The organism is Rubripirellula reticaptiva (genome assembly GCF_007860175.1).
Lineage (GTDB): Bacteria > Planctomycetota > Planctomycetia > Pirellulales > Pirellulaceae > Rubripirellula > Rubripirellula reticaptiva.
Genome location: NZ_SJPX01000004.1, coordinates 1 through 14814 on the forward strand (window position 1 = coordinate 1; position 14814 = coordinate 14814).

At 53.1% G+C, this 14814-nt stretch carries 10 protein-coding genes and 1 pseudogene; 7 read left to right on the forward strand and 4 right to left on the reverse strand.

All coding sequences use genetic code 11. The features are described from left to right. Positions 1 to 158: 158 nt before the first annotated feature. Entirely contained in the window at positions 159 to 506 is a 348-nt protein-coding gene (locus tag Poly59_RS17150) for a Spx/MgsR family RNA polymerase-binding regulatory protein (protein ID WP_146535368.1), read from the reverse strand. A gap of 569 nt (positions 507 to 1075) precedes the next feature. Between Poly59_RS17150 and Poly59_RS17155 the strand changes: the two genes are divergently transcribed. From Poly59_RS17155 to Poly59_RS17170, 3 genes and pseudogenes are all read left to right on the forward strand, one after another. Beyond that, the gene (locus Poly59_RS17155) at positions 1076 to 1504 is read left to right on the forward strand and encodes a universal stress protein (RefSeq protein ID WP_146535369.1); all 429 of its coding nucleotides are present in this window, start codon (positions 1076 to 1078) and stop codon (positions 1502 to 1504) included. Between the two features lie 189 nt (positions 1505 to 1693). Then, positions 1694 to 2461: pseudogene (locus Poly59_RS30235) on the forward strand (hypothetical protein); the annotation flags it as partial. Between the two features lie 441 nt (positions 2462 to 2902). After that, positions 2903 to 3982, forward strand: a complete 1080-nt coding sequence (locus Poly59_RS17170; protein ID WP_186776347.1) for a lipase family protein — start codon at positions 2903 to 2905, stop codon at positions 3980 to 3982. Between the two features lie 294 nt (positions 3983 to 4276). Here Poly59_RS17170 and Poly59_RS17175 read toward each other — a convergent pair whose 3' ends face one another. Both Poly59_RS17175 and Poly59_RS17180 read right to left on the reverse strand, forming a co-directional pair. Continuing rightward, positions 4277 to 7720 (reverse strand): pyruvate carboxylase, encoded by a 3444-nt coding sequence (locus tag Poly59_RS17175; RefSeq protein WP_146535373.1) that lies wholly within the window; start codon positions 7718 to 7720, stop codon positions 4277 to 4279. Between the two features lie 238 nt (positions 7721 to 7958). Further along, positions 7959 to 8201, reverse strand: coding sequence for a hypothetical protein (locus Poly59_RS17180; RefSeq protein ID WP_146535374.1), 243 nt, complete (start codon positions 8199 to 8201; stop codon positions 7959 to 7961). Positions 8202 to 8673: 472 nt separating this feature from the next. Here Poly59_RS17180 and Poly59_RS17185 point away from each other — a divergent pair, with 472 nt between their 5' ends. Both Poly59_RS17185 and Poly59_RS17190 read left to right on the forward strand, forming a co-directional pair. After that, positions 8674 to 9282 carry an alkaline phosphatase family protein gene (locus Poly59_RS17185; RefSeq protein ID WP_146535375.1) on the forward strand — a complete coding sequence of 203 codons (609 nt, stop codon included), beginning with the start codon at positions 8674 to 8676 and terminating at the stop codon, positions 9280 to 9282. Further along, positions 9260 to 10780, forward strand: coding sequence for a sulfatase (locus Poly59_RS17190; RefSeq protein ID WP_186776348.1), 1521 nt, complete (start codon positions 9260 to 9262; stop codon positions 10778 to 10780). The genes Poly59_RS17185 and Poly59_RS17190 overlap by 23 nt, the downstream gene beginning before the upstream one ends. A gap of 203 nt (positions 10781 to 10983) precedes the next feature. Here Poly59_RS17190 and Poly59_RS17195 read toward each other — a convergent pair whose 3' ends face one another. Continuing rightward, entirely contained in the window at positions 10984 to 11382 is a 399-nt protein-coding gene (locus tag Poly59_RS17195) for a hypothetical protein (protein ID WP_146535377.1), read from the reverse strand. A gap of 635 nt (positions 11383 to 12017) precedes the next feature. Here Poly59_RS17195 and Poly59_RS17200 point away from each other — a divergent pair. Continuing rightward, positions 12018 to 14408 carry a DUF7133 domain-containing protein gene (locus Poly59_RS17200; RefSeq protein ID WP_146535378.1) on the forward strand — a complete coding sequence of 797 codons (2391 nt, stop codon included), beginning with the start codon at positions 12018 to 12020 and terminating at the stop codon, positions 14406 to 14408. Next, positions 14375 to 14686 carry a hypothetical protein gene (locus tag Poly59_RS17205; RefSeq protein WP_246151734.1) on the forward strand — a complete coding sequence of 104 codons (312 nt, stop codon included), beginning with the start codon at positions 14375 to 14377 and terminating at the stop codon, positions 14684 to 14686. Before Poly59_RS17200 ends, Poly59_RS17205 begins: the two co-directional genes overlap by 34 nt. Positions 14687 to 14814 lie beyond the last annotated feature (128 nt).

The window sequence follows — 14814 nt, forward strand, 5'->3', positions numbered from 1 at the left end:
TTCTGCAACGCGACACTACTGTGAAAGACAACATTCGCGGCAAACGTATGCGAGCGGGATGGGATGACGCCGTCCTGGATGGCATTTACGCCGGATTTAACCGCACTTGAACGTGCGATTGCCCTGCCTCCCCTTCCACTTTGATTTTTCCGTGTTTCCTAACCCCATGTTTCTTCGTAAGCTACTGCGTTGAAGCCTACAGTTACGTTGGCGCCGTCCAGGCAGAGGGGGCGTTTCACGAGGTAACCGTTCCCGGTCAGCAACTTCAACGCTTCCTTCGGAGACATCGTCGGTAACTGTTCCTTCATGTTGAGCTCCCGGTATTGGCCGCCCGACTTGTTGAAAAGATCGTTGATCTGATAACCCGCCGCCAAAGCTTTTTTGAGTTCGACCTGCTTGGGTGGCTGTTCAGTGATATCAATGAAATCATAGGCAATGTTTTTCTCATCCAGCCATTTCATAGCTTTCCGGCAAGTTCCGCATTTCTTGTAACCGTAGAATTTCATCACGACTCCATGTGTAATGATTGGGGTGTATTGGGCTGCTCGCCGCCATCTCTCGAGGGAAGAAAAGATCGCGAGGCGGAACAGGACCGTTTCTGAAAAAAGAATATGACCGTTGACTCCACAGGGGCAACCTACGAGCAAGAAAAGTTGGACGGTATTTTTTTGTTGGCGGGTAGATTCAAGTCGTTCCGGGTTCAATCAGACGAGCACTTTATGGCGTTTGCAAGCTACGTTGATCGCAACGCTGCTGCCGGCCATCGGTGTGCGCGTCTGGAGGACTGGAGATTGGGATCTTGCATCACCGGCATTGCACGACGAGTCGCGCGAAAAAAGTGCGTTTGCTCGAAGCCGCTGTCCCTCTTTCTTTACCCGTTTGGCGCTAACCGTTGAGAGGCGGCTGAGACCGTCGAGTAACTGTGCGTATAGGCGCGCGTCGCACGTCTCATCGTGCGCTCATTGGACGTGCCCGCGCGTTGACCAAGTCGATTCGATCGATCCTGTGCGATGGTATCGCGTTTGCACTGGTGGATTGAGAGCTGTGGAAACGCAACCATCCGGGAGAGCCTGTCATGTCGGGATTGAATGTTAACAAGATCGTAGCGCCAATCGATTTCAGTGATCGTTCCGATGCCGCCCTCCATCGAGCCGTCGAAATCGCTGGCAGCGAAGGACTTGTTGAAGCCGTTCACGTGCTTCTTCCGCTGTCCACGATGGAACCTGGGAATCTTTTTGGCGGCATCACCGACCAATCACGTATTGAGGCCATCTTGAAGAGCATGCGAGATCGGTTTTCTGACGAGAAGTTCGCTCGCGTGACGCATCACGTCCTACTTGGGGATCCGGGTAGCGAGATCACTGCCTTCGCGGAGCGGCAGGCAGCAGACCTCGTTGTTCTCTCTTCTCATGGCTACGGATTCCTCAAGCATTTGATGCTGGGATCAGTCGCCGAGCGAGTTGTTCGCCTTGCAAAGTGCCCAGTACTTGTGCTGAAATCGTGATGCACACTCCTCCGCTGCAGCTGCGAAAAGAACAAAAGGGACGGAGGTCAATTCAGAAACGATTGCCATCCCAATAAGATTCAGCACAAGATTTGCGAAGTTCTTTTAACACCTCTTGGACACAACGTTTCTGCACGCCGGGTCGACTCAAAGAACGAGTAAAGACGATGTCTGACGTCGGTCCAGATGCTCAGCGTCGGCAGCGTGAAATATTTCGCAAATGCTTCGTCCCTTGTTAGAGCATCTGCTACACGGCGAGTGCGACCGCGACAAAGCCAACAACCGCACGTTCCACTGCGATCAGTACTGGATGTTGGTGTTGCTTTATGTCCTCAACCCGACCATTTGGTCGCTTCGCTCGTTGGCGGCGGCCAGCGAGCTGACCAATCTTCAAAAAGAAGCTCGGCAACGCCAAGAGCTCGCTCGGTTCACTCGTCAATAAATTGCCGTCGTTGATCGCCGTTTCGTTGCTGTAGCAGACGACCGACAGCGCGACCATTCACTGGCGTTTGCACGCTCACTTTGAGTTGGCCAGCTTCGCTCCCACGAAGGTGACGGTGACGCCTAACGGGAGAGCATCGCGCTGCTTTACACGTGCGGCTGGACCGCGGAAGTAATTTTTTTCCGGTTCTACAAGCAATGAAAGGTCGCGCTCGTTTGACCAGCCACAGCCACAGCCAGAACGGAATTGAAATCCAGGTTGACTATTCGGTGATTGCCTGTTTGCTGATGAATCGGTGTACCGGCGGTCGGCCAAGCAAACCCAGGTTTGAAATGATTAGCTTCTACTTCACGGGACTGGCAAGCGAAGAAGAGTTAATCGCTCGTTTAGAGAAACTGAAAGCAACCGAAGAGAAAAGGTCGCTTCAGAAAACAAGCAGCAATCGCCACGGTGAGTCTTGCAGCCAAAACATCGCCAGCGTCAATGCTTCGCAGTTGGCAATTGACGTATTGTAGCGATCGAGCCAAAGTTCGAATGGCAAGCCAAAACTCATCTTGCGAACCGCAACGCTATCGACGGTTCAATGCCGTGCCGAACACTGTTGTCCCCGTCCCGTTTTATTGCCCTGCTTGCCGGCAGGCAAGGCGGCCGTCGTTTGTCGAAATCTTGCAATGGAGCAATTTGCGTGGATAGGGCGTTCGGAACTGAGTCCCGATAGGAGTCCACGTCCTGGTTCGTATCTGCCTGAAGCCTTTTCTTTCTCGGAATGATCGAAGAGAGCGTACAATCGTCAGAGTCGTGGGGGCAATTGTTGTGCTGTCTGTCCCAGGTGTAACCAACTACTGGCGTGGCTTGATATGAACCTTGTTCGTTTAAAATTGATTTCGTGCTTGTTGATTGTCGTGTGCTACGCGATCGACAGGGCACCTCATTGTCGTGCTCAGCGCGCCATCGGAATGGCCGACCCTATTTATAGTCTTTCGATTGAAAGTCGTTTGGCAGAGTCGTGGGATGGCAAGCAATCGGTTGATTGGGATCGCTCAGCCTCATTGGCACTGTTGTCCAAAACTGCCTACGACGACGATCTTGAATTGATGAAGTTCACAGCCAAAGGCATGGGATTCGATGATTGTAAGCTTTTTGAAAAACGCAACTCCGCAGGTCACGCATTGATCGGCACGAATGTCGTCTTATTTGCATTTCGGGGAACTGAGTTCACTTCGCTTGCAGATTGGAAAACAGACGCATACGCTCAAACGGTTTCAGTAACGGGAGTTGGCGAGATTCATAGTGGTTTCAATACTGCCTATGAGTATCTTCGCAGCGACGTTGAACGAGTGATTCGTGAGAATCCGGGAAAGACGATTTGGGTCACTGGGCATTCGCTTGGCGGTGCGATGGCCGTCATTTGTGCAATGCGTTGCAAGCAATCCAATTTAGGTAACGTCAGAATCATTACATTTGGCCAACCGCGAGTAGGAAACAATAGCACGGCGCGTTGGATCGACAGCAATTTTTCAAATTCGTACCAGCGTTTTGTAAACGATCAGGATCTGGTGCCACGGTTGCCGCCAGCACGATTCTTCCAGTACGCCGACGCTGGGAAGTTCATCATCGTTGGTCAGGGTTCCGTGTATGGCGCTGTCGCAGGTGGTGCAGGAAACGACAGCGAAAAGATTGTCTACACGGTAGATGCCCCGCAGTTGGCGGGTGGTTCTGTGGATCGACCGCGCGCCGCGTACAATTCCAACGCAACGAACAGCGACCTGACGGAAGTTTATCAAACGCGTAACACACCTCTTCCGCTGACCGGTAGCGAACTGGATTTGTTGATCCAAGCAGAAGTGGAGCTAAAGTCGCAGGCTGGAAAACCATCACTTTTTTTTCCAGATAAAGAAGGGGAGCCCGAACTACGTGTTGGAAGTTTCGGAGCTCCGGGAGCTATCTATGGAGGCATTTACGGAACGAAGGAAAAGTTCACCGACCACCAGATTGCTGGCTACCTTGCTGTCATTCGCAAGAGCCGCGACGAATAGGAAATATGATTCACGGCGAGGTTTATACTCGAATTCGCGTTTGCCGCATCTGAACTTGAGTCGGACGCCTTTTATTGCTATCGCCTGCAGCAGAAGTGGATCACGGGAAATTCAGAGACGGCACTCGTCCCGAACGGCACTTGATCCGCAGCAATGCCATGCCGCGTCAGGTGCTATTCGCTTTAGCCGAGACTCAAAGACGCCCGTCGCTCCATGCTCGCCCGTCTTAACCACGGAGACCGTCAGGCCTGCCCGTATGCTTTGCCTCATGCCACTGCTTCCAAGGTTTCCTGATCACTCAATCACGACCAGTAAATCTCCCGTCTCGACTTGAGCCCCGCTCTTGATCAGAACTTCGGAAACCGTGCCGTCCTGTTCGGCATTGATCATCGTTTCCATCTTCATCGCTTCGAGCGTGAGAAGCTTTTGGCCTTTTTTGACTCCGTCGCCTGGTTTGACCGCAACAGCGACCACCATGCCAGGCATCGTGCTGCCAACATGATTCTTATTCGAGGGATCAGCTTTGGCAGCTTTGACGATGTCCGTTTCCAAGCTGTGATCAGTGATGGTGACTTCGCGCGGCTGGCCATTGAGTTCAAAGAAGACCGTTCGAGTCCCATCGGCGTGTGGATTGCCGATCGTTAAAAATCGAATGATTAACGTCTTGCCTTCTTCGATATCGATTGCAATTTCTTCGCCCAGTTCTAGGCCGTAGAAAAAGTTTGGTGTTGGCAAAATACTGACGTCGCCAAACTTCAATTGATGAGCAGCGAAGTCCTCGAATACTCGCTCGTACAACAACCACTGCACGACTTCACGTTCCAACGGGTCACGCTGAACAAGTTCTTTGACCTTCGTTCGGGCGGCATCAAAGTCGGCAGGCGGAATCGTGTCTCCGGGGCGGCCCTCGAACTCCTTTTTCCCAAGCAGAACACGATCCTTAACGGCCTGCGGGAATCCGCCGGGCGGTTGGCCCATTCCGCCACCGATCAAGTCAATCACGCTGGCCGGAAACGCGATATCTCGATCGGCATTGAGTACATCGTCATTGGTCAGTTCGTTAGCGACCATGAACAATGCCATGTCGCCGACAGCTTTGCTGGTCGGCGTCACCTTAACGATGTCGCCGAACAATTGGTTTACCCCAGCGTAAACCTTACAGACCTCCGCCCAACGATCCGCCAAGCCAAGTGCTCGAGCCTGTTGGAACAGGTTGGTGTACTGCCCGCCCGGCATTTCGTGTTGATACAAGTCGGCGGTCGCAGGCAACACTTGACTCTCAAACGGAGTATAGAACTCGCGGGTCGCACGCCAGTAGTCCGCCACCGCGTCAATGGATTCGGTATTGAGTCCCGTGCAGCGATCGCCGTATCGCAACATTTCAGCCACGGTGTTCAGGTTCGGCTGACTGGTTCCGCCGGACATCGGAGCCATCGCACAATCAGCAATATCCAACCCGACTTTGCTGCCCTCCAGGATCGACGCGGCTTGAATGCCGGCCGTGTCATGGGTGTGGAAGTGAACGGGGATTCCCACTTCTTCTCGCAGTGTCTTGACCAGCGCCGATGCTGCTGCGGGTTTGCACAGACCGGCCATGTCCTTGATGGCCAAAATGTGAGCGCCCATGCTTTCCAATTCTTTGGCAAGCCCGACGTAGTACTTCATGTCATACTTGTTGCGGTGCGGATTGGTCAGGTCGCCGCTGTAGCAGAGGCTTGCCTCGCAAAGCATGCCACTGTCGATCACCGCTTCCATCGCAACCTTCATATTGGGGACGTAGTTCAGCGCATCGAAGACGCGGAACAAATCCATGCCACACTGCGCAGACTCTTTGACGCAAGCTGAAACGACGTTGTCAGCGTAATTGGTGTAGCCCAGCGCACTGGAAGCTCGCAACAACATCTGAGTCAGGATGTTGGGTACCTTCGCGCGGAAATCGGCGAGTCGTTGCCACGGGCATTCTTTCAAGAATCGCATCGACGTATCAAACGTCGCACCGCCCCACATTTCCAAACTGAACAGATCGCTGCAATTCCGAGCGTACGCATCACCAATCTGCAAAAGATCATACGTTCGCATCCGAGTCGCCAATAGCGATTGGTGAGCATCGCGGAAAGTGGTGTCCGTAATCAGAAGCCGCTTTTCGTCGCGGATCCATTTCGAGAATCCTTCGGCACCTAGCTCTTTGAACTTGTCGCGAGAACCCTTCGGGATCGGTTGGGCATGATCCACCTTCGGCAGCGGTGCTGGTTCACGCCGAATCGCCATCGGCCGATCTTTCACCAAGTCACATCCATTGACCATCGTCTCGGCGAGGTAGGTCAGCACCTTGGTGGCACGGTTTTGTTTTGCATCAAATTGAAACAGATCTGGAGTTTCGTCAATGAACCTGGTCGTGCAGTTGCCACTGGTGAAGGTGGGATGCGACAGCGTTTTCAGCAAGAACGGGATATTGGTTTTCACACCGCGAATACGAAACTCACGAAGCGCCCGTTTCATGATGCCAATGGATCCTTGAAAGTTGCGACCGCGTGCGGTGACTTTGGTCAGCAGCGAATCATAGAACGGATTGACGACCGCTCCGGAAAATGCACTGCCCGCGTCCAGTCGAACCCCCATGCCGCTGGCGGATCGATAGTGGGCAACGCGACCATAGTCGGGCATGAAATTGTTTTCGGGATCCTCCGTCGTGACTCGGCACTGGATCGCAAAACCGTTCAGTTTGATCGAGTCCTGCGACGGGATATCGATCTCGGGATCCGAAAGCTTCTTCCCTTGCGCGACCATAATCTGCGACTTCACGATGTCGATCCCGGTTACCTCTTCGGTGACCGTATGCTCAACCTGAATTCGCGGATTAACTTCGATGAAATAAAATTTCTGTTCGTCCGCATCGACCAAAAACTCAACCGTTCCGGCGCAGCTATAGTTGGACTCGCGGCCGATCTTTAGAGCCGCTTCTAGCATGCCTTGACGCAGCGGTTCGCTGAGGTCAGGTGCCGGCGCCAGTTCGATGACTTTCTGGTGCCGTCGCTGCACCGAACAGTCTCGTTCAAAGAGATGAACCAAGTTGCCGTGTTCATCACCAAGCAATTGGACCTCGATATGTTTGGCCCGAGCGATGAATTTTTCGATAAACACTTCGGCATTGCCGAATGCCGTCAGCGCTTCATTGCGAGCGCTCTCGAACGCCTGAGCAAAATCCTCTGCTTTTCGAACGACTCTCATGCCGCGTCCGCCACCGCCGTGCGATGCTTTGATCATGACCGGAAAGCCTACTTTCTCAGCCGCAACCTGTGCTTCGGTCAAGTCATCCACGGCACCTTGGGTTCCGCCCAGGATCGGAACGTCTGCTTTGATCGCAATCGCACGCGCGGATGTCTTGTCACCGAGACCCTGCAAAGATTCGACGGACGGGCCAATGAACTTGATGCCGGCTTCCGCACACGCCTTCGCAAACTCGGCCCGCTCGGAAAGAAATCCATAACCTGGATGAATCGCATCCGCACCAACGTCCTTGGCCAGTTGTACGATAGATTCGATATCCAGGTACGCTCGAATCGGCTCGCCCTGATTTCCAATCTTGTAAGCCTCGTCGGCTTTAAACCGATGCAAAGCGTAGCGATCTTCGTGGGAATAAATCGCAACCGTGCGAATTCCTATTTCACTGGCACTTCGAAAGACACGGATGGCAATTTCTGAACGGTTGGCGACAAGCAGTTTTTTGATGGCAGGCATAAGTTCAATTGTGATGCGAAAGATCGGACTCCAATTCACCTGGGTTAGGATACCGATTTTGCCGGCCTCCATCCATCGTCAGAATTGAATCGCCAAAACAGCGTCGAGTAGCGTCATTCGTGCCTGATGCGAATGGCACGGGTGTGAGTTTAAGCCAGTTGTGCGTAACGGTTTCGATCCGGGTTTCGTGGGCTTGGCATCGGCTTGTCGTTTTCTTTCGGCGTTTGAGTTCGCGTGGCTATTGTCGCTCGGGTCGGTGGCCGACCGCGAGTTCCGAAATCGTTTCAAGCAAGCTGTCTCGTTGCTCAGGCAGACGACCTGGTCGAAGCTTGATGTGCCAAGCAATTTCTCGCAACTCTTGCAATGATCCGGTGAAGCTTCGTTGTGTTGAGCAAAGCCGAAACTTCAATGCCGAGGCAAGCATGGCTGCACGAGCCAGATCGTATCCGATCAGATGGCCATGAATCTCTTTGCGAACCATCTGTGGATTTTGGCAGCGCAGGACCTCCATTTCCCTTTGTGTCTTCAGGCTTCAGATACAAAGCTCCACTGACTAACGTCGACCACCGGACGACGCGATTGTCTCAGCATCATAGGCTTTGGTATCGAGCAGCGTCGTCACTAACTTCACCACGCGAGTTCGACATTTCTTCTGCGGAATCGTATGTCGCAAGTGACGGGCGAGGGTGAAATCTGAATATCGATTATGTTCTTCGCGGCTCATTCGGGGCGGATGCTGCGGACTGTTGGGCGATACCGACTGGTCGAGATAGCCTTGTCTGATGCCCAGGCGAAGGTCGACGCTGCAAAAGTCGAACTTGCCAATTGATGAGCCCGTGAAGCCAGGCTAGCCGCAAGGAATTAATAACTCTGGACGAGAAGTCTCTGCATTCGTCAACCTCAGTGATCTGGCCGCGACTTTCTTAGAAGCGGCGGAATCTCAGATTCCTGAGATGATGACTTCTCGCATTCTCACCCCAATCTTTCAATGCAACGATCCTGCCGAGAATGACGCGCCGTTCACTGCGATGGAATGTCACGATGGTTGCCGAGCGGGCAGCAAAAATTATCCCTGTCGAACGATTCGAACGAAGGATTACGTCTACATTCACAACTTCGAGCCGACTCGCTGTCCTTCAGGTTCTCCGGATGCCAGCGTCTGCGCGAGATCGATACCGTTCGGCGAGATCGACACGTCGCCGACAAAGACCTTCATGATGGAACACCGCAACGAACATGGTGTAACGCATCTGGCCGAGCTGGCATTCAGAATGCGGCCGGCCGAGGAACTTTATGATCTCAAGAATGACCCGCACCAAATGGTGAACTTCGCGGGATCGACCGCGATGGCAGAGACGCAAGCGTCGCTTCGCAGGCGACTCTTCAGTCATCTCGAGAAGACGCGTGATCCCCGCGTCGTCGGCGGCGTTGTAGACTGGAACTACTATCCGTACTACGGAAAAACCAGCACGAAAAGATGGAGCGTCGATGAGAAGCCTCGCCAAGACACTGATTTCGTTACTTGTTCTAGGAGTATTCTTGCAAGCTGCATCTGCGGATGAACCTCTCAATGTGATCTTCTTTCTTGTCGATGATCTTGGTCAACGAGACGTCGGCTGTTATGGCAGCCAGTTCCACGAAACTCCGGCGATCGACCAGTTGGCCAAAGAGGGCATGCTCTTTGATAACGCCTACTCGACTTGCCACGTTTGCTCACCGAGCCGCGCAAGTATCCTCACCGGCAAGTATCCGGCTCGCACGAATCTAACCGAGTGGCTGAGCGGGCGGCCTGAACGCGACTACGAGAACCTTCACCACGGTGAGAAGCTAACGGCTCTGCCCGATGCTGAACAAACGCTGGCGGAGACTTTACACGGACACGGCTATGCAACCGCGAACTATGGCAAGGCTCATCTGAACAAAGACCCGAAGACTTACGGGTTTGACGAAGCAATTACGGGCTGGGTCAAGTCTTATCATCATCCCTTCGGCGGCGAGTACAACGAAACGCTGCCCGCAAACGAGGGTGACTACTTTACCGATAAGTTGACGGATGCCGCCATTGATTTCATTGAGCGAAACAAAGACAAGCCGTTCTTTGTGCATCTTGAACACTTTTCCGTTCACGATCCAATCCAAGGCCGCAAGGACTTGGTTCAGAAGTACGAAAAGAAACTTGCGACGATGCCGCATCAGGAAAGCCCCGATTACATCCTCGAACCTAACCCGGATGGCCCTGCGATATCAGAGGAACAGATCAAATCGCTGGAAGAAAACGACAACAATACATTGCACCAGAAAGAGCGTGTGTGGTGGGTGAAGCAGAAGCAGGACAACGTCGAGTTTGCTGGAATGGTTGAGGCGACGGATGAAAGTCTTGGTCGAATCCGCGCGAAGCTTAAGGAACTTGGACTGGAAGAGAACACCATCATCATCTTCACATCCGACAACGGAGGGATGGCGGCTTCAAACCAGTATCGCGGAATCCAACAACCCCGCGAAAAATTGAATTCGCAGTTCGCAAGTTCCAATCTGCCGCTTCGCGGGGCCAAGGGGTGGAACTACGAAGGCGGAATTCGGGTGCCGTTGATTGTCCACTGGCCCGGCGAAATTCAAGCGAACTCCACTTCACACGCGGTAGTCACCGGAACGGATTACTACCCCACCCTGCTTGAAATGTTGAACCTCCCCTCCTTACCAGATCAGCACGTCGACGGCCGAAGCTTTGTCCCTGCTTTAAAGGCTGAAAGCTACGATCGTGGGCCGATCTACTGGCATTTCCCCCACTACAGCAATCATGGTTTCCAAAGCCCTGGAGGTGCCGTTCGTTCCGGCCGATACAAATTGCTCGAATACTACGAAAACGGAACCGTCCAACTCTTCGACTTGGATGGTGACATTGGCGAACAAAACGACCTTGCGGATTCGCATTCAGAGATCGCCGGAGAGCTGAAGAACATGCTGCACGCGTGGCGCTACGAAGTCGATGCCAAAATGCCATATCCCAAGACGGCGACTTCAAAATCTGCGCCGGGAGCAAGAGTCGACAGACGCAATTGAGGTGCCTGAGCCAGCGACGACCACTTGCCAGCGGATGTCAAAACCTTCGCGTTTGGCGGGAAGGTCAAAAACTGAGGCGGCCAGGCGATTAAGCCGGCTCGGCTCGAAGAGTAGTAGACCCGCAGCAATGTTCTGCTGACACCTCTTCGCAGTCGGGAGGTTCCTAACCAGACAGCGTTACTATCGGATGTGAACGATTTTTTTCACGAGGGTTTCTCCTCGACGGATTTAATCTGCTCGGGTTCGATCTTCATCGCTTGATACTCCTCGTAGCGTCGATTGCGATGGCTTTCGCTTGCCATTGAGTTTCTAGTTTGATGAAACCGGATTCGCTCGTGTTCGGCTTGATATCTGTGCTTGCGAATTTGTGTCGGTAGGTCCGATGAAGCGATGAAGGTATCAGCGGTGCGTCGTACCTGTTCGAGCGTGATCCGCTCTGCGTCGGCAACGGCCTCTGATCGGCATAGCTGGTGCCAAGCCCGGGCACAGGACAGCTGAGCTGAAATCTTCACGATCAGATTGCGATGCACGCTGATCCAGTCGCAGCATTCAAAGTGGTCCCAGCCAAGTTCTTCCTCGGCCTCGCGAAAGCATACCTTCACTTTCCAGGGCGCAAACGCAATCCGCAGTAGATCGCCAATTGTTCAACTACCTTGGCCCGGCACACGATTGCTAAGCAAGTATTTGAACATCAAGTATCAATGATCCACTCGCGTGAGTGTTCCACTTATCAGTTAACCGCCAACGCTTTGCGAGCCTTGTCGTTTGAAGGCGAGGGCCATGACCACGGCACCAAAATTCTAAGCTTATGTGGCAAGCAACCTCGCAGCGACGTCATTAGCAAGGGTATGGTTATTGGTAAAGTTGCTCCGCGTTGGTTGGAACTTGTGCGACAGTTTCAATCCGGGGCTGAAAAGTGATTTGCAGGCCCCCGGAAATACTGCGACGTACGCAGTGAAATCTGGCTTGTCCGATGCACCCGAATCATGGGAACCGTGGACCCCCCTCGTCTACGATGACGACAGGAGAAACGGTGACGTCCGGGGGCACTTTATTGTTGAATTTTCCAACAATTTAGTGAAGCCAAGAATTCCGCGATGTCACAATATTCTTCGCGGTCAAGAACAGCACGGACTCGAGGAATACGAGACGTGGCTGATTTGTGCTCCAATCCAACAAGGCGGACAACGCATCCTCAAACAATCAACAAGCTCCACTCATCAATGAGATAATATTCATGCTCATGGCTTCCGGTCGCATTTGTTATCTGATGCACCTTGTATTCGTGGCAACCGTCGCTGCCGGCGTTGTCGATGCTCTTGCTACTGAGCTTGAGACGCGTACGAAAGCTCTGGTTCCTGGACTGACGATCAAGCATCTGCCAGTGACACTGAAGAATATTGATAGCGTCGACTATGGTCCGGACGGTCGATTGTATGCGGCTGGGTACGATGGCCGCGTTTATGTATTGACCGACACGGACGGTGATGGGCTGGAAGATAAAGCAGAAGTGTTTTGGTCCAAGCAAGGCGACTTGTTGACACCCGTGGGGATGCTTGCGGCGAGTGAAGGAGTTTACGTTGCTGCTCGAGGCAAGGTCGCATTGCTACGTGATATCGATGGCGACGGGATCGCTGACTCCAGCGAAGCTGTGGTATCCGGTTGGCAGAATGAAACCCATAACAGTGATACACGGAATGACGCGGCGGGCGTCGCAATGGATGCCGATGGCAATTTATATTTCAGTCTCGGATGCATGTCCTATAACAAGGCGTGGTTGCTCGACGGCAAAGGGCAATCGCAGTACGACTTGCATAGCGAACGAGGCACGATTCTGAAGGTATCGGCAGACCGCAAGCGGCGGGAAATAGTCGCCACCGGGTTGCGTTTCGTGATCGGTATGGACTTCAACCAACACGGCGATCTGTTTGCCACCGACCAAGAAGGTGATACCTGGTTCCCCGGGGGCAATCCTCGTGACGAGTTGTTACAAATCATTCCTGGCCGACACTACGGATTCCCATTCCGCCATCCGAAGTATCTGCCCAACGTGATCGATGAACCAGCGGTTGTTGATTTCTCGCCACAACATCAATCAACCTGCGGATTTCGCTTCAATGAATTGCGTTCACATCGACAATCTTTTGGCCCATCACACTGGGAAGGCGACGCGATCGTCACTGGTTTCTCACGTGGCAAACTGTGGCGAGTCCCCTTAGCGAAGTCGCGTGCCGGTTACGTCGGTAAGCAAATTCAATTCGCGGCGTTCGAATCGCTGCCAACGGATGTCGCAATTTCGCCCACAGGTGAACTGCTGGTGACGTGCCATGGTGGCAAACCAGACTGGGGATCGGGTCCAGCAGCCAACGGTCACCTCTACAAAATCAGCTTTGATGCGACGCAGCCTCAACCGGTTGCTGCGTGGTCGGCCAGTCCGTTGGAGGTCAAGGTCGCCTTCGATCGTCCGCTTGATCCGACACAGATTAAGACAGCGCAAATCGAGATGGGCGACTTCGTTTGGGAAGGCGACAAGTACGAGTGGATCTTTCCCGGTTATGATGTTGTCAAGCTGGAGAAAGGTAGTCTTCATCGTTCGCTCAACGTCGATGGTATCGCAGTGTCAGACGACGGTCGTACGGTCACTTTATCGACTGCCGGCCAACCCTGGCGAACACGCTATTCCATGGTGCTGCCTGGAGTAGCGTCTGCCAAGGGAAATGGTCGTACGGACCCGAGCAATGTGGAGGTGTCGTTTGATCTCAGTGGAGTCCATGGCGAATGGACACGGAAAGGCGATTCCCGATCAACATGGACTGGATGGCTACCGCACGTCGATACGAATGTCATTGATGTGTTGACTGCCGGCTCTGCGGAACACGAGCGGCTCAAGCCTTTGCTGGATCAACCAGGATCACTCGTGCTTCGGTCACAGCTTTTGCTTCCGGGAAACCACGTTGCGTTCCGCTTTGAAGCAAGTAATCCATTTGCTATTCAGTGTGGCAACGTTGCAGTGAATTCCGTTGCCTTTGGCGCTCGCTACGTTTCCGAATTCACGATGGATGCAGAACGGCCACGATGGGAAAGTGAGTCTCGTGGCGGACGCGAACAGATTGTGCCCAGTGAAGAAGTGCCCTTGGAGATCGTTGCTCAAACGGGTGCAACTGGAAGTTCTTTTGTGCTGGATGCGTCGTACCACGCCGACTTTGATCCAAACGAGCGACCCTTGCGGCTGGAACATCTGTTTGTTCCCTGGGCGCCAACGATCAAGCCTCCAAACGATGGTAGTCAAGACATGTCTGGAGCATTGGTCGTCGGCGATCCCGTTAAGGGGCGCGAACTGTTCTTCGGCAACGAAGCCAATTGCTCGGTCTGTCACACATTCGCGGGTAATGGCGGGAAAGTCGCTGCGGATCTTACCGTTTCCGTGCGTCGATCACCGGAAGCGGTTTTGCGTGACATTGTCGAACCCAACGCGGCAATTAATCCTGATTACGTCAGCTACAAACTGCTGACAGATTCAGGACAAGTACTGACCGGCCTTTTGCAGTCCGCGGTTACATTCTCCCACCACAAAAGGGCGACTACGTTTTCTGGATGGCCGCAGACGACTACGCCGAGTTATGGCTGAGTTCTTCCGAAGGCGTCTCGAAGAAGACTCCGATTATTCAGATGAAACGCTGGACGCCATCGCGAGTATGGGACAGGTACCCTGAGCAAAAGTCGAAACCTATTCGCCTACAGGCCGGCAAACGCTACTACATCGAAGCTATTCAAGTTAAGGTGACGGTCGATGATTGTCTAGCCGTCGGCTGGCAACTGCCTGATGGAACAATGGAACGCCCCATTCCAGGTACTCGGCTATCGACGGTTAGCGAACTTAAGTCAACACAAAAACCGACTCCGTGATCCACTTATGACTTTGACAAGTGACGTACGACACTGTCCTGACGCTCACTCACTACTGTTGGTGAGTTCTCGCGTCCTGTAAACCAATTTCCAATTCAACAAGTTGCAGGCAGATTAAGCCTTATGAA